General features: G+C 57.8%; 18 protein-coding genes and 3 pseudogenes. 7 read left to right on the top strand and 14 right to left on the bottom strand.

The annotated features are described in order from the left end of the window. Positions 1 to 96 precede the first annotated feature (96 nt). A complete protein-coding gene (locus HP556_RS04610; RefSeq protein ID WP_175366093.1) occupies positions 97 to 1227 on the bottom strand; it encodes a metallophosphoesterase in 1131 nt (376 codons plus the stop codon). Between the two features lie 410 nt (positions 1228 to 1637). Between HP556_RS04610 and HP556_RS04605 the strand changes: the two genes are divergently transcribed. The 3 genes from HP556_RS04605 to HP556_RS30455 all read left to right on the top strand — a co-directional run bounded on the left by HP556_RS04605 (position 1638) and on the right by HP556_RS30455 (position 6852). Further along, positions 1638 to 2633: an AraC family transcriptional regulator gene (locus HP556_RS04605; protein WP_175366085.1), complete on the top strand. Its 996-nt coding sequence runs from the start codon at positions 1638 to 1640 to the stop codon at positions 2631 to 2633. A 220-nt stretch (positions 2634 to 2853) separates the two neighbouring features. Continuing rightward, complete coding sequence (locus HP556_RS04600; RefSeq protein WP_175366084.1) at positions 2854 to 3513, top strand: peroxiredoxin; 660 nt, start codon at positions 2854 to 2856, stop codon at positions 3511 to 3513. Positions 3514 to 3735: 222 nt separating this feature from the next. Continuing rightward, positions 3736 to 6852 carry an autotransporter domain-containing protein gene (locus HP556_RS30455; protein WP_175366083.1) on the top strand — a complete coding sequence of 1039 codons (3117 nt, stop codon included), beginning with the start codon at positions 3736 to 3738 and terminating at the stop codon, positions 6850 to 6852. A 310-nt stretch (positions 6853 to 7162) separates the two neighbouring features. Here the strand turns inward: HP556_RS30455 and HP556_RS04590 are convergent, their stop codons facing one another. Beyond that, entirely contained in the window at positions 7163 to 7753 is a 591-nt protein-coding gene (locus HP556_RS04590; RefSeq protein ID WP_175366092.1) for an alpha-ketoglutarate-dependent dioxygenase AlkB, read from the bottom strand. A gap of 70 nt (positions 7754 to 7823) precedes the next feature. Between HP556_RS04590 and HP556_RS30180 the strand changes: the two are divergent. Both HP556_RS30180 and HP556_RS04585 read left to right on the top strand, forming a co-directional pair. Next, positions 7824 to 8035 (top strand): annotated as a pseudogene (locus tag HP556_RS30180) (acetolactate synthase large subunit); the annotation flags it as partial. A gap of 216 nt (positions 8036 to 8251) precedes the next feature. Beyond that, positions 8252 to 8407, top strand: coding sequence for a hypothetical protein (locus tag HP556_RS04585; protein WP_175366082.1), 156 nt, complete (start codon positions 8252 to 8254; stop codon positions 8405 to 8407). A gap of 36 nt (positions 8408 to 8443) precedes the next feature. On the opposite strand, the gene HP556_RS04580 is transcribed toward HP556_RS04585, so the two are convergent. From HP556_RS04580 to HP556_RS30550, 6 genes and pseudogenes are all read right to left on the bottom strand, one after another. Continuing rightward, positions 8444 to 8932 carry a DUF892 family protein gene (locus tag HP556_RS04580; protein WP_175366081.1) on the bottom strand — a complete coding sequence of 163 codons (489 nt, stop codon included), beginning with the start codon at positions 8930 to 8932 and terminating at the stop codon, positions 8444 to 8446. A gap of 104 nt (positions 8933 to 9036) precedes the next feature. Next, positions 9037 to 9237: pseudogene (locus tag HP556_RS04575) on the bottom strand (helix-turn-helix domain-containing protein); the annotation flags it as partial. A gap of 3158 nt (positions 9238 to 12395) precedes the next feature. Next, positions 12396 to 12689: a hypothetical protein gene (locus HP556_RS04570; RefSeq protein ID WP_175366079.1), complete on the bottom strand. Its 294-nt coding sequence runs from the start codon at positions 12687 to 12689 to the stop codon at positions 12396 to 12398. Positions 12690 to 13577: 888 nt separating this feature from the next. Further along, positions 13578 to 13742, bottom strand: coding sequence for a hypothetical protein (locus HP556_RS04565; RefSeq protein WP_175366078.1), 165 nt, complete (start codon positions 13740 to 13742; stop codon positions 13578 to 13580). A 512-nt stretch (positions 13743 to 14254) separates the two neighbouring features. Beyond that, positions 14255 to 15376, bottom strand: a complete 1122-nt coding sequence (locus tag HP556_RS04560; RefSeq protein WP_175366077.1) for an acyltransferase family protein — start codon at positions 15374 to 15376, stop codon at positions 14255 to 14257. Between the two features lie 88 nt (positions 15377 to 15464). Continuing rightward, positions 15465 to 15663: pseudogene (locus HP556_RS30550) on the bottom strand (hypothetical protein); the annotation flags it as partial. Between the two features lie 690 nt (positions 15664 to 16353). Here HP556_RS30550 and HP556_RS04555 point away from each other — a divergent pair. Further along, the gene (locus HP556_RS04555; RefSeq protein ID WP_175366044.1) at positions 16354 to 16533 is read left to right on the top strand and encodes a hypothetical protein; all 180 of its coding nucleotides are present in this window, start codon (positions 16354 to 16356) and stop codon (positions 16531 to 16533) included. A 131-nt stretch (positions 16534 to 16664) separates the two neighbouring features. Here HP556_RS04555 and HP556_RS04550 read toward each other — a convergent pair whose 3' ends face one another. The 3 genes from HP556_RS04550 to HP556_RS04540 all read right to left on the bottom strand — a co-directional run bounded on the left by HP556_RS04550 (position 16665) and on the right by HP556_RS04540 (position 18790). Next, complete coding sequence (locus HP556_RS04550; protein ID WP_175366076.1) at positions 16665 to 17486, bottom strand: hypothetical protein; 822 nt, start codon at positions 17484 to 17486, stop codon at positions 16665 to 16667. Between the two features lie 301 nt (positions 17487 to 17787). Continuing rightward, positions 17788 to 18168, bottom strand: a complete 381-nt coding sequence (locus tag HP556_RS04545; protein WP_175366075.1) for a hypothetical protein — start codon at positions 18166 to 18168, stop codon at positions 17788 to 17790. Positions 18169 to 18625: 457 nt separating this feature from the next. Then, positions 18626 to 18790 (bottom strand): hypothetical protein, encoded by a 165-nt coding sequence (locus HP556_RS04540; RefSeq protein ID WP_175366074.1) that lies wholly within the window; start codon positions 18788 to 18790, stop codon positions 18626 to 18628. A gap of 112 nt (positions 18791 to 18902) precedes the next feature. Between HP556_RS04540 and HP556_RS04535 the strand changes: the two genes are divergently transcribed. After that, positions 18903 to 19208, top strand: a complete 306-nt coding sequence (locus HP556_RS04535; protein ID WP_175366073.1) for a hypothetical protein — start codon at positions 18903 to 18905, stop codon at positions 19206 to 19208. A gap of 207 nt (positions 19209 to 19415) precedes the next feature. Here the strand turns inward: HP556_RS04535 and HP556_RS04530 are convergent, their stop codons facing one another. The 3 genes from HP556_RS04530 to HP556_RS04520 all read right to left on the bottom strand — a co-directional run bounded on the left by HP556_RS04530 (position 19416) and on the right by HP556_RS04520 (position 22826). Further along, positions 19416 to 19739 (bottom strand): hypothetical protein, encoded by a 324-nt coding sequence (locus HP556_RS04530; RefSeq protein ID WP_175366072.1) that lies wholly within the window; start codon positions 19737 to 19739, stop codon positions 19416 to 19418. A gap of 891 nt (positions 19740 to 20630) precedes the next feature. After that, positions 20631 to 22061 carry a hypothetical protein gene (locus HP556_RS04525; RefSeq protein ID WP_175366071.1) on the bottom strand — a complete coding sequence of 477 codons (1431 nt, stop codon included), beginning with the start codon at positions 22059 to 22061 and terminating at the stop codon, positions 20631 to 20633. A gap of 141 nt (positions 22062 to 22202) precedes the next feature. After that, the gene (locus tag HP556_RS04520) at positions 22203 to 22826 is read right to left on the bottom strand and encodes a type VI secretion system-associated protein TagO (protein ID WP_175366070.1); all 624 of its coding nucleotides are present in this window, start codon (positions 22824 to 22826) and stop codon (positions 22203 to 22205) included. Between the last annotated feature and the right edge of the window lie 19 nt (positions 22827 to 22845).

Here is a 22845-nt window from a genome sequence, read left to right as displayed (position 1 = left end):
GCCGCCTATCGCCAGTGGGAATTCTGTCTGGCGTGCAGGGTCTTCAATTAGTCGGGACACCGGTCATTGGCAACGGCGGCGATGACAGAGACTGTCCTAAAGCCCTGAGGGCGCTGCTTGGCGCAGTGTAACGCGCGTGAGTTCCGACGGCCGGCCGAGACGCAATGCGAATCCGGGCCACAGACCAGTGCCGTTGTTCACGTAGAGCGTCATCGCACCGATCTGGTAGCGGCCGGAGACATAGCCCGCGTTGGCGCGCGCGGCGAGCCGATCCAGCCCGACGATCAATCCACCATGCGTATGTCCGGAAAGCTGAAGCTTCACGCCGAGCGCTGCGGCGCGCGGAGCTTCGCTCGGCTGATGATCGAGTAGGATGACCGGAGCGCCGTCGGGGGAACCATCGACGGCGGCCTCGATGTCCGGAGCGGTCAAGCCGCCGCCGCGCGATGCACGATCGGTAACGCCAGCGAGGACGAGCCGCCCGCCGCCGCGATCGAGAACGACGTGCCTGTTCTCCAGCGTGACCATTCCCATCGAAGCGTAGTGCTGCATCCAGGCAGCGTAGCCGAAGTAGTATTCGTGGTTGCCGGGGATCACGTAAACGCCGTCGGTCGCACGCAGGTCCCGAAGCGGCTCGACGTCCGCGCGTCGGACGTCGAGCGTGCCGTCGATCAAATCTCCCGTGATCGCGATCAGATCCACGCCGAGGATGTTCGAGCGCTCCACGACGGCACGCGCCCATGCGGCGGGAAACAGGCGGCTAATGTGAAGATCTGTCAGTTGCAGGATCGTGTAACCGTCGAATTGCCGCGGAAGCCCTTGGATGCCTACTTCTATGTCTTTCAGAGGTGGAATTCGTGTGGCTTGCATCACGCCGATCGCAGCCAGACAGGCCGCCAGACCCGCCATCGCGTACCGGAAGCCGTCGGGCACGCTGAAGCTACCACCAGGGATCAGCGCACCGACGAGCGTTGCTGCGTCCAGCAGCAGTTGCAGTAGCGCGAGAAGAATGATGCCGCCGAAGGCCCAGTTGAAAAGGACGACGACCGGGCGTGGAAATTCGGGACAGAGCACCGAACCCGACGAGAGTTTGCTCCAGAAATGGAATTGCGATGCCACGAGCAGAAGCAGCGCGATCGTATATTTTGCAGCAAGTGGAAGATGAAGGGGCCAGAGGAAGCGGGTGACGACGAGCAGCCAGGGAAGGCCAAAAATGAGATGGAAAATCGGGCTTCTCCGAAATGAATCGACGCGGTGACGAGCACATATGTATGCCAGTGCGATACCGCTTTCCAGCACGGATCGCAGGACGTCCTCGACCAAGCTCGGCCTTTGCGTTGCTTCAACGCGGACACTTAGCACGATCAGGTGAGTTTCGTCGGTGCGACTGAGATTTGTCACGTCTTGCCAAACGATCGAGCGTCTTTGACGCATGAGGCCTCTTTGCGACTGACAGCGCGGTTGGCGGAACGGCCCGCCGTTCTTGCTGGTCAACTGCCCAGCTATGGTTCTTCTACGCTCGACCCGACGGCATCCCGCCAAGCAGTATCTTGACTTCCGTGGTATGATATTATTTCTGAGACACCGTTGAACAATCTTATGACGATTGTGCGAGCCTGTAAGGCGACATCGCGATCATGACGCCAGATCAGAAATTCGACGAGCCTGCCCGTGCTTATTACGGCGCGTTTTCGAGGCAGGAGGAGATGGCGGAGGCGATCGGCGCTATCAATGCATTGGCTGGCGGTCCCCGTCCGACTGGACGAGCACGTAATAATTTTCATGCGACCATGGCGCGTGCAGCTTTCGGCCAACTCAGTATAGGGGTTGGCAGGTTCAACGAGGGAATTCCTATATCCGCGATTGTTGCGAACCAGCATACTTTCATGTTTGCCACCGAACCTGCCATCGTCCGTCGCGTTTCGGGCAGAGAGCTGTTTGGCCAGCATATTTTTCACCGTCGACCGAACGAGCGGACCGTCACGAGTTCTCCGCCGGGACTGCCTTGGGCCTTTGCTATCATTACGATGCCGTTCGATCTGCTCGCCACGCACGCGCGGGCATTGATGGGTTTGGACCATGGGGTGCCGCTCGATGATGACCGGATGTTCGTGGCGCCGGAGGCGGCGATGGCGCGCCTTGTCCGGCTCACGGATGATATAGCGCGCACAATCAGGGAGACGCCGTGGATTATCGAGGCGCCGCAATCGGCCAAGGCACTTTCCGGCACCATCCTGGATACACTTCTCGCCTGCCTCATCGGTGGCCAGGTGAAGCCGGACCGGGCCGCTATCGGCCGCCATCGCCAGATCGTTGCTCGCTTCGAACGCGCTCTGGAAGATCGCCCCGAGGAGATGTTATCGCTCGGCGACATTTGTGCAGAGATCGGCGTGGCTCAGCGAACGCTCAACCTCGCTTGCCAGCACTTTCTTGGAGAGAGCGCGGCACAATATGCCCGCAATCGACGATTCGACCTGGTTCGTGACAGGCTGTTGGTGTCCGATCCGGCCACGACCCTGGTGACAAATGTCGCCATGCAATACGGCTTCTGGGAGCTCGGCCGTTTTGCACAGGCTTATCGCCTTCGCTTCGGTGAGCTTCCTTCCGAGACCTTACGCCGGAACGAACGCTAGAAGCCTGTTTTTACGCGTTTTTTAAACGCGAGTTGGCCCCATTTCGCTCGAAAACGCTCTGGATCTCGCGCAGGGATCCCCCATCCGTTCATGCCGGAATTGCATAGTGCGGCCATCGCCGCCCATGGCAAGTGGGAGTCGGGGACCATGGCCGCGCGCTGCTTTTCCAGCAGCTGCAACCGCGCCGGGTCTGGCACAATCGATTATGGGGAGCAGGGACATGACCCTTCGCATCAACGACATCGCACCGGATTTCACCGCTGACACCACCGAAGGACCGATCGCCTTCCATGAATGGATCGGCGACGGTTGGGCGGTCCTGTTCTCGCATCCGAAAGACTTCACGCCGATCTGCACGACCGAGCTCGGCACGATGGCGGGCCTGAAAGGCGAGTTCGATAAGCGCAATACCAAGATCATCGGCATCTCCGTCGATCCGGTCGAGAATCACAAAAAGTGGAAGGGCGACATCCACAAGGCAACGGGCCATGAGGTCAACTATCCGATGATCGGAGACCAGGAGCTCAAGGTCGCCAAGCTCTTTGACATGCTGCCATCGACTGCCGGCGATACGTCGGAAGGTCGCACGCCGGCCGACAATCAGACGGTGCGCTCGGTGTTCATCATCGGCCCCGACAAGAAGGTGAAGCTGACCCTGACCTATCCGATGACGACCGGTCGTAATTTCCGCGAAATCCTGCGGGCTATCGATTCGATGCAGCTCACGGCCAATTTTCCGGTTGCGACGCCCGCTGACTGGATGCCCGGTGAAGATATCGTGATCGCCGGCTCGGTCTCGGATGAGGACGCCGTCAAACGTTTCGGCGCCTTCGATGCCGTTCTGCCCTATCTGCGCAAGGCCAAGCAGCCGTCCGCCTGATCGGACGACGCGACTTTCCACGTTCAAAAAAATTAATCTCAAATCGTGGCCCGCGAAGACGGGCCGCACGCAGGCAGCGCTATGCAGAAGCAGTTTCAACAGTCGCGAGCGAATGTCAGACGCGCCCTGCTCGCTGGCACGACCTTTACCGGGGCCCTGGTCTTCGGCGTGGCCGGCCATTCCAACAGTGCGCTCGCTGCCTGCACCATATCCGGAGGGGGCGTGCCGAATACTGTCACCTGCGACACGACGGTAACAACTTTCACGACAAACACTAACGCGGCATCGACGACGTCGAACGATTATAAGCAGGAATTCACCTCCGATGGCGCAGTGACCGGCGCGGTCAACGCCGGCCAAACGGTCAGCGGAGAGGGGCTCTGGATTTCTACGACCGAACCCGGAAGTCCCGTCACATTCACTAACAATGGTGCAGTGACGGGGGCCGGCAACGGGATCCATCTCAGTTCCGCCGATGGAAACATCGCCTATTCCGGCAATGGCAGTGCCACCGGCGGTGCCGTCGGCCTGTCTGCTGTTTCAAGCTCAGGCAATGGCGCCATTGCGGTGGGCACGAGCAGCGCACCCGTCGCGGCGAATTTTTCCGGCGGTTCGGGCATTACCGCTCAATCGAATGACGGTGCGATCAATGTCTTCCTGAATGGCGGCAGCGTTACGGCAACGGCCAGCACCGGGTTTGGTTTGGGCATGCAAAGCAACGGGGGAAGCCTCTCTGGCGTGCTGACCGGCAACACGACGATCACGAATGCCAGTGGCACGCCCGATAGCAGTATCGGCATCTTTGCGCTATCGCTCGGTACGTTTGGCGGCGCCGTCGATATCATTTCGGATGCCAATATCGGCAGCGCCGGCGCTCTCTTCAGAACCGGTATTCAGGCGTCCCGGTCCGGCAACGGAGAAGTCAACCTGTCGCAGACCGGCGGGACGATCTTCGCCGACACGACCGGGTTGACTGCGTTCAACTCGGGGGGAGCAGGCACGGTCTCGGTCAATACGAGCGCGGGCAGCACGATCAATGTGTCCAGCGTGTCCAGTGTGCCTGGCAGCACCAGCACCAAAGGTGTCTGGGCCTTCACGCAGGGCACCGGTGCAGTTAACGTTACGACTGCCGGAACGATCAGCGGGGCGTCGGCCGGCATCGAGGCGACCATCTCCAACGCCGCCAACAATAACGACGTCACGGTCGCGGTGAACGGCAACATTACCGCCGCTTCCGCTGGCATCAGCGCCGGGACGACAGGAGCCGGCAATCTGAACGTCTCCGTCGGCAGCGGCGCGACCGTGCAAGGCATCACCGGACAAGGCGTGATATTCCAAGGCGGCGCGGTCAATACACTCACGAACAGCGGCTCGATCGGCGGCGACACCGGCATCGTGACGACCGCCGGCAGCACCACGATCACCAATGCCGGCAGCATTACCGGCACCAGTGGCCTCGCTTTATTTCTTTTTGGCGCCAACAACCTCTTCATCATGAGCGGGCCAGCCGCAACGCTGACCGGCGGGGCGCTCGGTAGTGGCACGGACACGTTCCGTTTCGCAGGCTCGGGCAGCAACAGCTTCGACCTCAGCCTGATCGGTTCGGGCTGGGCCCTCCTCGACAAGACCGGGTCATCCAACTGGACGCTCACGGGCACATCGACTTATGCGGGACCGGTGACGGTCAACGGCGGCACATTGTCGGTGAACACCGATCTCTCCGCAGCAAGTCTCCTCACGGTGAACGCCGGCGGCATGCTCGGCGGCAACGGCACCGTCGGCGAGACGCTGATCAACGGCGGCACGCTGGCGCCCGGAAACTCCATCGGCACGCTCAGTGTGAGCGGCAACCTGACCTTGACGACGGCTGCGACCTACCTGGTGCAGATCTCCGGCACGACATCCGACAAGACCAGCGTCACGGGTACCGCCACTCTCGCCGGCACGGTCGTGGTGGATCCGCTGACACGCCTGACGGCGACGACGACCTATACGATCATGACGGCGGGTACCGTGAGCGGCACTTTTGCGGGCGTGAATTTCCTCACCCCCAGCATTTTCGCCAGCAACGCGCGGCTCAGCTATGTCGGCAACGATGTGCTGTTGACGCTTGATCCCGGCCTGACGTCATTCAGCCTGCCAGGCACCGCCACCATCAATGAGAAGAACGTTGCAGCCGGACTCGAAAAGGTGCTGGCCGGTGGCGGCGCTATACCAGCTGGTTTCAATGCGCTGTTTGCGCTGTCGGGTGACGCACTGCTCAAAGCGCTGACGCAGGCCTCGGGCGAGACCGCGACGGGATCGCAACAGGCGACATTCGACGCGATGAACCTGTTCATGGGGTTGATGACCGATCCGTTTACGGCGGGACGTGATTTCAATGCGCCGACTGTGAGTGGTTACGCTGGGGATGCGCTGGGCTACGCGGCCAGGCGCAAGCCGAGCGATGCCTTCGCGATGTTTGCAAAGGCGCCGCCGCGCGCATTCGAGGCGCGCTGGAATGTCTGGGCGGCCGGCTACGGTGGCTCGCAGACGACCAGCGGCAGCAGCACGCTCGGCTCCAGCAACGCCACCTCGCGTATCGGCGGCCTCGCCGTCGGGGCCGATTACTGGATGGCACCGACCACTGTGGCTGGCTTCGCGCTCGCCGGTGGCGGCACCAGCTTCTCGCTGGCAAACGCCGGCAGCGGCCAATCTGATTTGTTTCAGGCCGGCGCTTTCATCCGGCACAACGTAGCGTCCGCCTATATCACCGCGGCTGCAGCCTATGGCTGGCAGGACATCACCACCGACCGCACGGTAACCATCGCCGGTACCGATCGCCTGCGTGCCGAGTATAATGCCAACAGCTACTCGGCGCGTGTCGAGGGCGGCAACCGTTTTGTCGTGCCATCTTTCGGTGGCGTCGGCGTCACGCCCTATGCGGCCGTGCAGGTGACTGCATTCGATCTGCCCGCCTATGCGGAAAGCGCCAACGGTGGTGGGGGCACGTTTGCGCTGAACTACGCCGCGAAGACGGTGACCGACACCCGCACCGAACTGGGTCTGCGCTCGGACAAGTCCTTCGCCGTCAGCGACGCGATGCTGACCCTGCGCGGCCGTGCCGCCTGGGCGCACGATACCAACACCGACCGCTCGGCCTCTGCAACGTTCCAGTCATTGCCCGGCGCGAGCTTCGTCGTGAATGGTGCGGCGGTCGCACATGACGCAGCCCTCACGACGGCCGCCGCCGAAATGACGTTCCGCAACGGCGTCTCACTCGCTGCGACATTTGAAGGCGAATTCTCCGACGTCACGCGATCTTACGCCGGAAAGGGTGTGGTGAGGTATCAATGGTAACACCCCGGCGGAAACACGAAGAATCATAGCAATATTTCTACGGAAAATTTGAATTCGCGGTTCCACGGACTTCATAAACGGCGTCTCTGACACATTCAATGGCCCACGATCTGCTTTTCCCAACAGGAAGGGCTCCAGGCTTTCGTGCATTAAAGGGACCAAGACGTCAAAGAGGGGGCGATTTCCGCTTTTCGGCGCCGCTAAGACAACTAACTTAACGATCATTACTATGGGCAGTGCAGTGGAGACGACAAGGGAGCTCAACCGCCGTGGATTACGGTGTCTCGAACGCGGGCCAGCATCCTAAGCGCTAGATCGCTCCCAGAACAACGGGACCTGCCATCGTCCGGAACGTGATCGAGTACCGCTTGTCCGGAACGGCTGAGATACTGTGCTCCCATTCCGTGCGCGACGAGTCGGACATCAGATAGATCGAGCGGGCTCGGGCCTCCAACGCGAACCTCTCCCATTTGGTAGAGGCAGATCTCCGGAAGCGCAGCTTGCAGTCCGAACCCAGCGAAAGTCCGAAGATGCGGTCGAAGTGCGGCTTGTCACGGTGCCAGCCGATCCCGACGCCGACGTCGTATTCCGTGCAGAGCACCTGCTGGATCCGCGTCGACGGACCGCCGAATGCCTCGACGTTCTGGATCACGTCGCCGAGCCATTCCGGAATGGGAGCAGCCTCGGTCAGTCGGCGGAGTGTGTAATCGTACCTGAAGCCGAAGGAGGCGATCCGGCGCTTGCCCTCGTATTGGCCGAACTGGAATGGCGTCAGGGGCAGGGTGGAGATCTCGTGAATCAACGCCTTTTCGACGTCGAGCGATACGAAGTTGTCGGCGTGGCGGAGTCCTGCGGGACGGTCAACTCTTTCATCGGCGAATAGGCTGAACTGCTCCGACACAACCGGCTCCTGATCTAATCGGCACCGCAGCCAATATGGGGATGGCAAGGCCGAAATGAAGACGCTGATGAAGGCCGTCGACGGTTTCGCCGTTGCTGGAATGACTTTCGGCAATCCGGATTTCGTCGCTTACGCAGTCCTACGGTGCCCAGGGTCATCGCGTGACCGAGGCTGGCGGTCTGGTACCAACGCTTCGCGACCGGCGGCCTTCGCCTCGTGGTAGTCCCGGTAGACTACAGCGAGAATGTTCGTATTTTGGTGGACGAACTAGCCGACATGTAGCAACAGGAATGAAAAAACCATTCGACAACTGAAACGGGTTAGGCATTTGCAGTACGAAGGGACATCAGGCCAATTCGTTCCCCTATTGGTTTGAACCGAGTTTTGGTACTGGCCTGTTTCCGACATCAGTGGCCTAGTTTGGCTGCACCATCAATTTGGAGGTGTTCTAAAGAACCAATTTCTCTTCCCCGCGTAACGCTATGGGCGGAGGACGAGATGCATACAAGGCGCACAGTCAGGGAACTTCGTGACAAGGTTGATAAGTATCGGGCCATGGCGCGTATGACCACCGATCCTGAAACGGCCAGACGTATTCTCGAACTTACTGACGAACTGGAACAACAGGCCCGCGATATCGAGCGCGGAAAGTAAGGCCGCCTCAGTGGGCGGCCTCTTTCGTTGTAATATTTACGCCGCCTCAGCGTTGACGGCACTGACCGCCAGCTTGGAAAGGGCGTCATCAGTCTTCTTTTCTTCGGCCAATGTCTGATCGAGGAGCTTGACCGCGTCCTTGTGGCCGAGGGTCCCGGCCCAGGTCTTCAATGTGCCGTAGCGGGAGATTTCGTAATGCTCCACGGCTTGGGCTGCTGCCAACAGACCAGCGTCTAAAGCTGAAGTGTCAGCATACTCCTCCATGATTTCCTTGCCTTCATCGAGAATACCCTCGATCGCATCGCACTTCTTTCCTCGAGCTGCTTTGCCGAGGGAATCGAAGATTTGTTCGAGGCGACCAATTTGGCCTTCAGTCTCGGTGTGGTGCTTATCGAAAGCTGCGCGCAATTGGTCGGACTGCGCGGCCTTCGCCATCTTCGGCAGGGCTTTATAGATCTGCTTTTCCGCGTAATAGATGTCCTTGAGAGTATCGAGGAACAGATCGTTGAGATCTTTGTCAGCCACGGCTTGCTCCTAATGCTGGGGGGTGGATTGCGCCCTTCAACACCGAATTTTGGTTCAGGTTCCGCTAATGTTTTCGAGCTACGTTCGACAGTCCACATCCCGCTTCAGAACGGCGGGCGCTTTAGGTGCAAGTAGCGGGGATTGAACTCACCAATATCCGCCAGGCCGTGCCAGTTCTTCACGGTCAACGACCCGCTCTTGAAGTCAGCGAGGTCGCTGTCTCGAAGGTTCGCCAATGCGCGGTTTACGGTAGCTAGCGACAGCCCGAGAGCTTCTGCTAGCTGATTTAAACCTATCGGCAAAAGACAGGTATCGCCACGCGCTAGGCCGGAAGGTCTGGCCGATCATACCGCAGCCGGCGATGCCACCGAACAGGCCGGCCTGGTTGAAGTCGATTGCACGAATGCGCATTCAAGCTCGATACTAAATGTGTCTGGTTACCGCCCGTCTTTCCTTGGGCACCGTTTGTATCAATTGGCGCGGGAAAGAAGGAACTGAAGTTCGCACCGTAGGTTTGCAGACGGCTTTTGTCAGCAGTCGTCCATTTCTATGGAGTTGAGTATGTCGAGAGTAGCATTGTTGGCTTGCGCCATTATTTTCATTGCTTCCTCAGCTGAAGCCCGAAAGGGAAATCAATATAGAGCCCGAGCGTGGTGCGGAACGTATCTCAGCAAGTATCTTGGGCAATCTGATCGACGTCTTGCGCTAGCTCGAGAGTGGGCTCGAACGGGTATGAATGCCGGAGGCCCAGGCATCGGGGTGGTCGTCGTATGGCCGCATCACGTTGGCATCATTACGGGGCAGGCATCGAACGGCGAATGGATAGTACACAGTGGGAATGATGGTGGTGCGATAAGGACCCGTCCGAGGTCTGTTGCGCGCGCTATTGCCTTCCGTCGCGTTTGAGGCGTCGGCCATCGGTCTCTCTGTCGAGGTCCCGTGCAATCTTGGTGGCCGCAAGGCCGTGCAGGTTTTGCTCAAGCGTCGAGAAAAACTGGATCGGCATTTCCAAGGCGCCGTCGGCTATAGCGTCGCCTCTGAGCAAAATTAGTTCGCAAGCGTAGCAGTATCGCCGGACTTCATCGGGCGATGCGCATCGACCTTGGAAGATGCTGTCCGACGCGCAGACGACAGCGCACGCTAGAGGCCACAAGGTGAATTCCCTGGTCGGCATGCCGGTTAGGCCTTTAGAGCCACGCTACGGACAGCAGAAATGCTGCTGTCGCAATTAGCGCCACAGCCGTTATCGCCGCAATCGTCAGTGAAAGCACGCGCATGCCGTAAGCGAAGCGGATGCGCATTCACACATCAAGAGCGTATTGCAGGGTAAGATATGCAGAGCAGAATCGGTCAATGGTGGACAGACACGCACGACCAGACAAGAGGTGGAACTAGCGGCAGCGCTGGCCGTCATGTTGGCAGCGGTAGCTTCGGTGAGCCTACGGTCCCTCTACGAATCCCTCTGAGCCTAGTTCGGGGCTGCGAAGGGACGGAAGCTTCCCCTCATCACCGTATTTCAAACAACGAAGGCAGTGCAGTGCTTTTGCCTTACACAGCAGCCTTGTCGAGTTGATTGCACCAAACGTGGCCTCGGCAAGCAACTCGATTAACGCCGGCATCATCGGGAAGTTTCTATGGATCGGCGGCGCGGCAGCGTTCGGCTTGTTCATTGGCCTGACGCAGCTATGGAAGGCTTCGGCGAGTTTTTCACGGTGAAGGTCAAATAGCGCGTCGATGTGTGAAGTATGTCACAGAACGTTGGAGGGTTTTCCTGTACCGGTAGCCAGTCGGAATTAGCCATCTGCAAGGTCGACTCCCGGTCGGACGACGTGGCTTAAAATTGCGCTCACGGTGAACTGGGGCGGGCGTGCATGGGTGTTGGGGATCCTGAATACTCAATTCGCCGACTGGCTGACGATCGGTTCGCGATCGAAGCCCGTTGGCCGACGGGTAAAACTAAATTAATGGCTGGATCTTTTGGTCGGCAAGCGGACGCAGCGCGGTTTGCTAGTCGATTGCGCTCCAAACCCGTAGCTTTAGCCCGCGACGAGATTGCGGAGATCGCCTCTGACTCCGGATACACCGTCGACTTCTTGGCCTTCAAACATGGTCTCACGCTAGAAGAGGCGAGCCAACTACTTCGCGAGATCGGAAACTCTCGTAAAAGGCTGGATGCAGCAGTCACGGCATTAAAGCAAAACCGTGCTCGGGCTTTGAAGCCATAGGCTCATGCCGCGCGGCACCTAGGAACAGGTTCTCGCGATAGCCAACGCAATCGGCATGGGTGGTATCGCGTGCGTCACCGTCCAGCAGCCCACGAGGCCCGAGAGAGCGATCGGGATGACCCGGTCTTGTTTACGGAGCGATTCTCAGCCAGCGAGAAACTAAGCGACTCGAGACAGGCATCCGGTTATCATTGACGTCGCCGGTTGCGGGCAGGGACCGTTTCGACGTCGAAGCTCGTGTACATGCGGCGAAGAGCTAAGCTCCGTGAAGCATGGAGGCCCTGCGATGTGGATAACATTAACGGCTTGCCTCGCTTGTTTTCTGATCGGCGGATATGCGGGCCTCTGCCTTGGTTACTACTCCGGTACGGAAGTGGTCCGGGAAGAGGTGCGAGAGTTCTTGAATAGACGGTGGCCGATCGCAGAAGGCCAGTCGACGGTCATTCAGGGCGACGACGGCGCCTTCCCCGCAAACTAAACGAAGGCCGGTCGTCAGGATCACCTCCATTTGAGCGCAGTCCGGCGCGTTCCTCGACTCTCCGAGCTTGTTCTTGGTATTTCATCGCCAGTGCATTTAGCCGATCGGACACTGATCGATACCCGACGAATCTCGCAAACTCTTTGCACCTTCGAGATATCGCTCTCAGTCGAGCAGCCGCTGCGATCGCTTCTCGTTGGCTCTTCGTCATCGACGTCTTCGGCACAGCGCGACTAACCGATCCACCATCTCGTGGTTATTTGCGCGGTTCGAGACGTTCTTGCATCGTTGATGCGGAGGCCGAAATAATTACAAGAGTGAGTACGCTAACAATGATGCTCTTCATAAAAAAACTCTTGGGTAAGCGAAAGTTGGAGTTTGCGTAGTTTAGTTCGGCGAACGCAAGCATTATCTGCCAAGAAAAAACCGCCGGCATTCTCGCACGGCGGCTACCGGAACTACTCAAAATTGACTGGTACTAAAAATCGTCCCTCCTCCGGTAGCACGAGCCAAACACATCGATCTTGATCTAATAAGGGTCGTTTGTGTTCCAACGCACGGAACAAGGTGAGCCGTTGCGCTTTCACAACACTTTCTCACACAGTGAGAGTAACTGAATCGACGTAGAGTGGGTGCGCGGTACCTCATTTCATGAATCCGATCATGAAAGCGATGGCGAGGTAGGCAGCGCCGATGACGGCGGCCGTCACTGCAAGAGCGAGCAAAAATCTCCAAACTTGAAACGGTCCGACTTCATCTCTCACCGATCCCTCACAAGCTTGGGCCGGTTGCGCCACTTCGGGTCCTTGTCGACCGCGTGGTACACCGGAGTGCCTTTGGGAAAGAGCGCTTGCAGCATGCCGAGGCGGGCGAACTCGATAGGCCCGTCGTACTCGGCGGCTTGGATCAAGACGTGCATCGCGTTCTGCCATGGCGCGGTGTCGTGCGTCTGCTTTGGCAGGCGGGTGATATATTCGCCGGCATCCTGCAGGGTGGCCAGCTTACCGCCGGCAGGCAGGGCAATTGGATCTGGAAACCGGGTCGACCAGGACACAACGCAACTCCGCAACTGAACGGCGGATTCAAGCGCCCTGCGGTGAATTGGTTCCGGTCGAGCGCCCATGCCTCACTCGTTGGTCCTTGATAGCGCCCTTGGCTCGCAGGTCCGCCCTTACCTTGCGGGCGCCGGCAAGCGGAATACCCAGATCGAGCGCTTTCCTTCTTACCGATGTAATGGGCCGGCCGAGCGCGGCTGCCGCTCGCAGAGCCGACGCTCCATTGTCGGCCAGCTCCTTCAGCTTGGCGACGTCTTCTGTGTCCCATCGTTTCGCAAGCAGGCGCCTGACCACGGCTAGTTCTCCGGCGGTCGCAGTTCGCCCTTCAACCAGCCCTTTGCTTGGATCACTGGATCCGGCTCAACAGCGGCGTGGATGAAGCTGCACTTTGGACACTCGTAGGAATGCGCAACGAAGCCGTTTTCGGGGAGGGAGCATCTGATCCAATAAGTGGCGGCTCCGCAATTTGGACAGGGTAGGGTTCGGGTGCGTGGCATGGCCGGTACTCGTACTAGAGCCGTCGCGCGGCAGGGCACGGAGTATCGTTAAAACTCTCAAGGTATTGGTTGGGTTCCCGGGAGCTCGCCGTCCGGCGTATATTGCGCGGTAAGGCGGTGAGGGGAGACGGAGGCCGGCGACAATGCGCCGCAAGGGCGCTGGAAGAAGAAGTCAGCCGGTCGCCGCAAAGAAGTTCAAGAATGTGCGTCGCCAGAAGAAGTGAAGCGATGCTTTATAGGCCATACATTGTTGGCGCAGTATTCTTGCTGTTGCTTCTCGGCGGGGTGCTAATTTTACATGACGCTGGCACTCGCGCGCCGCCCGACCCGGCCTTCGAAGCGCAGCGCGAATAAACGAAATGAACTAGGCGTCCTGTGGCAGGTCTGTGCCTAATGTTCGCCCTCCCGCGTTCCGTTCTTCCACATAATGAACCCGCCGCATTCGTGGATCTGGATGATTCCGTCGGCGATCAGCTTGTCTCGTCCAAGGATGTACTCTTCGACGCTGCCGGCCCCGCCTTTCAGGAAGGTACTGTTCCACTCGCCGACGGGCATGCGGCCCTTGTCGACCCACAGCGTCCTGGCGATCTCAAGCAGTCTCTCGGCTGCTTTGACAGGGTCGGCGTAGGGGCGGTCTGTCTCGAAGTCCGGTGCGTCACCCCGGAAGCATTTGTCTCGATGGGAGCGGATAGAAGCCGCAGGACCATTTCCAGATTTGCGACCGTTCGGGGTTCGGATCCCAGTCTTGCTGAGCGATGGTGCCGACGTCTACGTCGCCGCACCGGATTGTCCATGTCTCTAGCGAGGCATTGGTACGATGGCGGGTGAGTTCGGGCATCATGGCCCCTCTGCGGAGTGCCGCCGCCGGGCCGCCATTTGGAGCAATGTTGCTAACGGCCGCTTTCCGCCTTTCGCTCTGCGCTGGCAACGCAGACGGGTTGCGAGATGGTGGATGCAAGTGGTGTCGACATGCGGGAGTTCAGCCAGGTTGACGTCGCGCCTGTTCCGGCACCGCGCCGATCCTAGAGTGCACCGCGGTTCGATACGTAGCTTCGATGCGTTTCTCTTTAGGCCACTGCTTCGGAAGGCTGCTGCTTTGACACAAAAAGTCCCTTGCCTGCAGCGATCATTGGCACTTCAACCAAACGATACTGAAGCCAAGCCAAGGGTAGAACAGCCGCTGTTGATACTAATAACAGCGCGTAAGCTAGTACCAGGGATGATATGCCCGCCTGAACGGCTATGGTCGTTAACGGCGTAATCTCCCTCGAAAATGTCTGAGCCAAAGGATGCAAAAGGTAGAAGCTAAACGAAACGCGCCCAACAAACTGAAGCGCACGAAACCAGATGGCATTTTCTGGCGGCCTGGTACCGAAGGCAAGCAGCGCGACGATCGAAGAAGCGAATGTCGCTTCGAAGAAATAAGTGAAAGAAGAACTCCAACCGACGATGTGTCGCGTAACCAAAAAAGCAAAGATGGCTACGGCCGTCAAAATCCACGGGCGTTTGAGCGCGACAACATACTTGCGGCCATACAGAAACACCGTCATTCCCGCCAGAAACGCATAGATCTGGCCGAATTGGCCTGGGTCTCCCACGAGATGACTCCACCAGCCGAAAAACGATAGGCCCAGCAATACGACATACGTCCAGAATATCACTCTGAAGCCATACCTCCTCCAGCCAAAGTACACAGCAAGCAAAAGGGGCACTGCGGCCAATTCGAGCTGCATAGACCACATTACCCCGTCGATACTTTTTATGATCAGGAGGGCGTTTAGCAGCAGCTTGGAGGGCTCATATTCGACTGGCGGTGCGATACTGCGGCCGAAGACACCAAAGAAGAAGTAGAACACGCCAAGTGTGCACCACACGGCGGGGAAAATACGGAAAACGCGTGCTGTGACAAACCTGATAGTGGTGCCGGCGATTGACGCTCGGCTCCTCTCAAGAACCATCGTCAGGACAAAGCCGCTCAAAACGAAGAAGAAAATCACGGCTCCAGGGCCGTTTCCCAAAATTCGTGCTATCTGTGCCGACCAGGTGAATGGCTCCTGGATTCTCGGGATAAGAGGCTTTGCTATTCCTTCAGAGAGATAAGTCAGTTGGCCAACATGGAAGAGCGCGACCATTAGCGCCGCAACACCCCGTGCAACTTCAAGACTGGAGTAAAACTGCCGGCGCTCCATGCACCTTCCTTCCCAAGCCAGACTATCCAATCTCACCCTGGAGGTGAGCGCAAGAGAACGCATCCACTCGCGTCCTTATGAATGCCCAAACCTCGAGATACCGGAAGCCTTGCATTGAGGGCGTCGCCGAGCATGGGAGAGGGCTGGGCCGGGCCCTTGTAGCCGAGCATGCGGTAGTTCCACGCAGCGCAGGCAGGGGCGTCAGCGTCGCGGCGCGCCTTGGCTGCCTTCTCCGCAGATATGCGGATCGCGCTCCCGTACACTGTATCGCGTGACTTGGTGCCCATGGTGGCAGGATAGGGCGGAGTCGGTCTGACGGACAGCCGCTAGGTTTGGTGGCTGCGCCGGCATGCACTCTAGTGGTCGGTCAATAGGCGGCCGGGGACTTTTAACAATCGAAGGCCTTTCCCGATGGACGGGGGCGTCGGTCATTCCGCCGCCTGCAGCAGTTTGGACGACGCGCGCAATGACGGCCGTGGCATCCTCGCCTTGGACTTGGCTGGCTTCGCTACCTTCAGTGGTTTCTGCTTCGGCAGGCCCCAATCGGCTTCAACGAACTCGGCGCCCATATGCGCGAAGTTATACTCGTCGTCGTACTCTAGCTCCCACGAGATATGATGGGCACGAAGCTAGGGCTTCCTGTAGCAGTTGTTCAGCACCCATTGCCTCCTGAATGCGATGCGTGCCTCGAGCAGCGCGGCGAGGACCTGTGTATGCGCAGATGACCCGGGGATCATGACCACAACCCTTCGGAAACGGTGTCGCCGCGGGTCGTCGAGCCGGTGTCGAACATGTAGTCATGTTTCCACAGCATTACGAGAGCAGAACTATCAGCGCGGGTGCTGCCTTAGCGCACATCGGCGAATCTCCGTTCTGGCAGCTTAGCCGCTGCCAGGAGAGTGGGCATCTCGTCAATATGAGACACCAGCGAGCTGCGCTGCTATTGTCCCGCGGGATCCGTTGGTGAAGGAGCCTATATGCTGAATGACCGAGAAAAAATTCTGACTGCTTTGGGCGAGAAGTCGATGAAGATATTCGACATCATGAAACGCGCGAACATTGGCAATCAGGAGGTCTGTCAATCGCTCCTGTTGAAGATGCGAGACGAAGGCTCGATCAAGTTCGATATTAAAAAAGGCGTGTGGTCGCTGAGTTAAACAAGTTTGAACTATCGGGCGGCATTGTTTTGCTGCCTTAGCGCAGCACTGCGCTGGCGTCGTTTTTGTGCAGCGCGCCCTTCGGCTTGCTCCGCGGGGCAGGTGTTCGCAAGTTGCCTACAGGTGGATAGTTAGATGCCCGCCTCGCAAAGAACTTTGCCGCCGGTAACGGCCGACAGTTCTCTCGTCTGCTCACGGATAACTGCGTCTCTAACGAAAGCGGGGAACGCGGCTGCAAGCCCGGTCAAGGCGATGTTGGTTTCAACGATTACGGCAGATTCCATCTTTCTGACCGTAAGGGTCACCGATAATACTTCTGTTGAAAATGATTTTGGTTGAACCTTATAGGATATCAGCGCTCCGTCGGGCAGGTCGGTTGTCACCGCACCAGAGACTGAGTTTTCCCGTTTCAACCATCCATCTAATCGTGTCAGTACCGCCGGCACCTCGGCTGTCAGAGGTATAGTACATTTCACTTTGACGAACTGCTTTCCAGAATAGGTCGATGGCTTGCTGTCCAAAAGCTCGGGCACAGGCGCGTCGCTATCCAAGTATGAACTTAGCTCTTTGCGGCGCTCTGTATCGGTAATCGCGCCGATAGCGATGAGGAATTGTAAGTTCTTCTTCGCTTCTTCATCTTTGCTTGATTTTATAACTTCGAGAATGAGCGCGGAGTCGGCCTTAAATTGTTCAAGTTTTAACTGACTACGAGCTGTGAGAAAAGCTGCTGCACTACTTCCAATCGCGGCAATCGTTGCGCCGATAATCGCAAGGGAGAGCGGATTGGTGAAACGCGATCGGCGGTATTCGGCCGCTTTGATAGCGACCTCCTTAGTTTGAGCATTGGCACCGTCTTGCTTTGCCGAAGCCTCCCGTTCTTTGACCGCAAGTTCTCGTTCTCGAAGGCCGACATCTTTTTCCCATTTTTCTCTCTCAAAGGTTTTTCTAGGCAAGCATCAATTCCTTCCGGTCCATGTCTTGGAAATTCCAGTTTTCGGGTCGTCCGAGTCGTCCAACGCATACGGCGGGTGCCTAAGATGCACAAAGTACAGAAGGCACCATCGTTGCGATGATCTTTCAAAAGCCGCACGGGCATGGCAGTGGTGTCGCTCTGCCGGCAATTGCTTGACGGCGCTCGCGATCGACGGGCACATCATGATTGTTTCCCCGACCCATGATTTCGCAACCAGAGCGGGAGAGCAAGGGCTGCATAGTCATCAATCTTGGCGAGGTGGGCTGCCCACGTAGAGATGGTCACCAGACCAGCTTGATTGCTCCTGCGATCGCCCAAAAGCAGATCACCCACATAGCGACTTGGCCGGATGCGCCTTTGAATTTGAATCCTAAAAACTCGAATTCAATTGGGCCGTCTGTCTGCCGTAGAAAGACGACCAGCGCGAAAGCTGCGGCGGCGGCGCCAGGTAGGCCAACTATCGCGGCAAAGTGCGTTTCGAGCATTGACTCCCATTTTGAGAATTGGGTTACGACGACCCATATAGTCCATCCGAACGTCGCGGCCGCGCCGAGGACGACGAGGCTTGCGAACCGCAGACTCATGTTCGTTCGATCGTTCTCCGAACTTGAGTTAGGAGAATTTGAAGCGACAGCTTTGGGCGGCAGTATGTTGTCGGTCATTCGCTCCCCACTGATTTGGTCGTGATGAAAATTCGATTGCGTCCAACCCGTGCTCGACCTGGTCGGCTATTGTCCCCAACAGCCGCAGGCGATGCATACGAAAGGGTAGAGGTGATGGCCGGTGTCGATGATTGCTCTGTCGCCGCAGGCTAGGCAGACCCGCTCAAGCGCGTCGCCGCTCACTTGGGCATGGCCTTCCACTGACCATCCCGGATAGCTAGCATTAGCTTGGCAAGTGAGGCGCGCTGTGGATCGACTGAGGATAGCGCTAATCGCTCTGCGAGACCCCAATCGATCAATAGCCGGCCCTCGATGTCGGTGCCGATCATTGGATCGACCGGTGTTACTGGCGCGTGAGAAATTTTGTCGACCGTGATTTGCTTGGGCAGGATTGGCGAGCTGCTGAGGCTGTCTTGAGCCCAGCTCGCGGTTGCGGCCCCAAACGCCGCTACGATGGCTAACCCTTCGGAACGCATCGTGCGTGCAGCGTGGTCTTGGTTTCCGCGGCGAGTTTGGCTACCGCATCGGCGCCAACGCTGCAGGCAACCTGCGACTGAAACTCGGCGGTTCCGGTGGTGATCGAACTGGCTGAGCCGATTAGCACGTAGATCAACACCCACATTCTCTAACCCCAGCAGAAACGATAATAATGCGCGTGGGACAACCTAAGATGGATTGGTCGCCTTTGCCAAGGCGGCTTGAGGCATGAGCGGTGCGAATTTTCAACGTCGGTCTTGCTGAATGTTCTCATTATGTTCTATTCTTCAGAGATGGGAACATTCGCCTATCCATCTCCATTTCAAGTCGCGCTGCAAAGCCAGGAAGGGCGGAACATCGCGGCCACCGCGTTCTGCGCTGAGCGAAATCTAAGCCTGCGTGTGCGTGGTCCAAGCGTAACCTATGATGACCAGCTATGGGCTGTGTTCTGCTTTTCAGACTACCGGTGTGCCTCGTTTTTCCGCGAAGAGTTCAAAGGCAAGTGGATCCACTCGCATCTCTGGCGCGATCGCCAGCGCGACACAGCGAGCATGATCTCATGATCTCGAAGTGGTCACGAGAAGAGCATCGGCGGCGCCGGGAGGAGGAGGCGGCCAAGCCACATCCGCACCATGTAATAATGCTCGAACTGATGCGCCAACTTCGACCGCACACATATGGTGTGATCTATGACAAGTCACCACCGCCAAAAGGTAACGCCGTTGAGATGACCCCGCCCTAACCGGCGGTTTTTCTTTGGGTCAAGATGATCAGAGCGGCACGCGCTCAAGAACGGCCTGCATTCGATCGGCGGGCGATTGGGGCGAATGACATTCGCACATGATGTCCCGAAAGCCACCTCGGCCAACGAGGTTGAGGCTTCCGCCTTCCCCGAATATCCCCGAGGCTCGATCAAACGATAGCTGGCTGATCTGAATATCCGCGGATAGGTCGTTTCCACTTTGACTGTAGCTGCCGAGAAGCATGAAATCGCTGTTGCCACCGAACAGTTTACCGTTGGCGAGGGTGATCAAACTGAGAATAGTCTCACCATCAGATTTCGTGAATCTCGCTTTGTAAAAGCCATCCAGCATGCGTGCCTCCCCCATTATCGTTGTGCTGGCGATATGGTGGCCGAGCCCGGAACCCGCAAGTTGCTGCAGTGGCCTACTTTGGATCTGCGAGTGGCCTATTTCGGCCAGTACCGGCACGATTACTGGTGACGCGCAATATTTCCACGCAAGGCCTCATAGTCTTTGCGTCGGATTTCGTGAGCCACGGAAGGATTGAGGTCGTGGGCCACGGGTCCAGGTGCGCTTGGTCAACCTCGAAGGAGAAAGGCGTAGGCGCCCAGAACCGCTAGCCCGCCTACAAGCAGCCAAACGACGAGGCCGATTGTCAGCAATTTGGCTGGGGCAGGAGTGTGATCGGTCTGTGGAGTTTCGTGAGGGACGACGGCTGTTTCTTGATCGGCGGGCATCGGACACATCCTTGTGGCCGCACCTTGCCGCCATGGATGAACGAACGGCTCGCAGATCGTAACGTTCCGGCATCCCGCCAATTTACCCGGTGGCGGAGAGGGCGTCACGGGGGCGCCGCGTTCTGCGTTCGCGTTAGCTTGCTCGAAATCGCCGCGGGCTCGAGCATAAAAAACCGCCGGCATTTTCGCGCGGCGGCTACCGGAGCTACCCAAAACTGATTGGTAATGAAAAGCTTTCCTCTTCCGGTAGAATGAGCAGATCACAAATGTCTCGATTTACTAAATGCCGAGAGCGGTTTCTCATTGGGTGAGAGATTTGTCGGATCAGCTTTCGCCGACTGCGCGCGGCGATGAGTGACCTGCGAACCTTCTTGTCCTAAGCTGCCTCTCGGGAGACCTTACCGGGGCCGGTAAGATGGCATGCCAACCTATCTCGTTCGAATGATCGAGACCTACGACATCGTCGGCTTTTTCCGCTCAATATGATCGCTGAAGCCGGGGGCCCCTAGATGTGCTCCCAGATGCTATCTTCAGACGACAGGGTTTCGATCAAAGGAATTTTGCTGTCGAAGTATGCCGGAGCATCCAGAGAGGGAGCAGCGTACTTTGTAAAGCCCCGGAACAGCTTGTTCTGCTGACGGACATAATCCCGCACGCGATCCTTAACCTGCTCCTTAGAGATCCTGCCCTCAAGAATGTCCAGAAATACGGTGGAGATGATGTCGTCTCGCATGTGTCTTTCAATGCTCGTTGGCACCATTGAACTGATGATATCGTAGTCGTTCACATCCCTGCGAGCGACAGCTGTTCGAAGGTGGGTGCGCTGTCTGTCTTTGGCGCGCTCGCGATTCCGCTCAATGAACGGGGCGATGGCGGCTTCAAAGCTAGGATTCGACCTTCGATATAAATACAGAGAGTTCGCCGCAACCAAGTACTTGGAGCGATCGCGCTTGCCGTTCTGAGGGGATCCCATAAGCTCGGATAGTGTGGATCCCTCGGAAAGCCTAATGCGCACCTGCTGCGCGGTCTGATCGGTCATGGGCTTGCCGAGCAAGTGCCCCTCGCGTAGGCAAGATCGACATGTTCGTTTGAAGCGCCCCTCATGGAAGTCGACTCTGGCATCCGCCAAAGAATGGCCTCGCAGACAGAACTCTTTATTTCGTTGTTGTGCGCCGCGGTTGATTGAACGGTTTCTGTCGAACAGCGCTCGCACCTCACGCGACCAATCCGGATGGGCCTTGGCGTAGCGGTCAAACTGCCCCTGTCCGACGAGTCGGTATTTTCCTCTGACTAACTGCCACATAGAGGCGCCGTCTCTGGCGCCAGCCAATATTTGGGCAGCAATGACGTCGGAAATTGGGGGGGCCGCCTTTCCGTCATGCACATAACCGCCGCGGCGCTTGTTCGAAAGCGCGTCTGCACGATGTTTGGCCGCATTCGCCGCAGACCGTTTCCTAAGCTGGTCCGCGATTTTTGGATTGGCAGCAAACGCAGCTTTTATCGCATTAAACTTCATAATCAATGGTCGTTCGGAGGTCCGCTGGCTCGCTTGCGAGATGGTGCCGCCCTGTTTTACGAACTTGATAAGCTGGGTGAAGCGGTCTTCGGAATACGTCAACTGCTCTTTGCGCTCGAGGGCTGCACGCAGACAGATTGCGCAAACCCGCCGTTCTACGCCAAACTTACTGATCATCACCGAATTGTCTCCGGTAAACTCGTGGCCCTTACGGCAGTGGGTCCGACGGGCTAAGGCTGCCCGGGTATCTTGGCTTCTACGAGCATAGGCGTTCGCTATCGACTGGTCCCTAAGGCGGATAAACCAGGCGGGGTCACGCTTTCCGTGATTTCGAATTATCGAGTATGACACGGGCGCGTTCTTGAAAACGCCACCGGATTCAATGTGGGCTTCGACACGTTTCATGTTGGCAAGCAGCATCATTCCCTCCCTGATAGGGGTTTGGTGAACTTCGCTTACAAACTTGGTGCGCTTATTTGTTTGCTGTCGCGGCCCGCGAATCAACAATGTGTAGCTTACGCCGAACTACACTTCTAAGAAAGTAGCCTTAGGTGCGATGGCTTACTTCGTCCCCTTCGCAGATTTGGCTGCAGAAGGGCTGCATGCTGCCACTATCCGATCTCGCGCGGCGGAAACCTTCACAAGGTTGAAGGTGGCATCGGTCTGCTTCCCCTGAAAGCCGGTGACCCGAACGAATAGCTTTCCATCGTCTGGCAGTAGCTTGATGAAATCCTCCGCGGATGGCGCGAAAACAGCTTTATTGTTGCTGGATACGCTCCATGTCGATGTCGACGGAGGAAGATCGTTGATGCGGATTAAGACTTGAGCGCGCTCGCTCGCAAAGAAATACGCGCCCGGCGCCACTGCGGCTTCAATCTTCCGTTCCATGCACCGCAGGATCAGGCCTTCATCTTTGTTCTCGCCCTCGATGATGGCAGTGATCTGCGGAGAGTCGTCTACAGGCGATTTGCTATCTGTGATGCTCCACTCCGAAGCGGGTTTAGGGGCAGGGGATGCGCCCGGCTTGGCTGCGTCTTCGGTGAACATCGAATCATAGCATTTCAGACGGGCGTCATCGGGGGTGATCTTTTTGCACAGCGCTAGCTTCAGCTGCTCGAACTGAGCGGCTGCCGGCAGTGAGCTTGTGGCAAGCAAAAGCAGCGTCGCGAATGGAAGGCTGCGCATTCTGAAATCTCCCCAGACC

Origin of the sequence: Tardiphaga robiniae (genome assembly GCF_013359755.1) — a bacterium.
Taxonomy (GTDB): Bacteria; Pseudomonadota; Alphaproteobacteria; order Rhizobiales; family Xanthobacteraceae; genus Tardiphaga; species Tardiphaga robiniae.
This window is presented reverse-complemented; position numbering and strand designations above follow the sequence as displayed.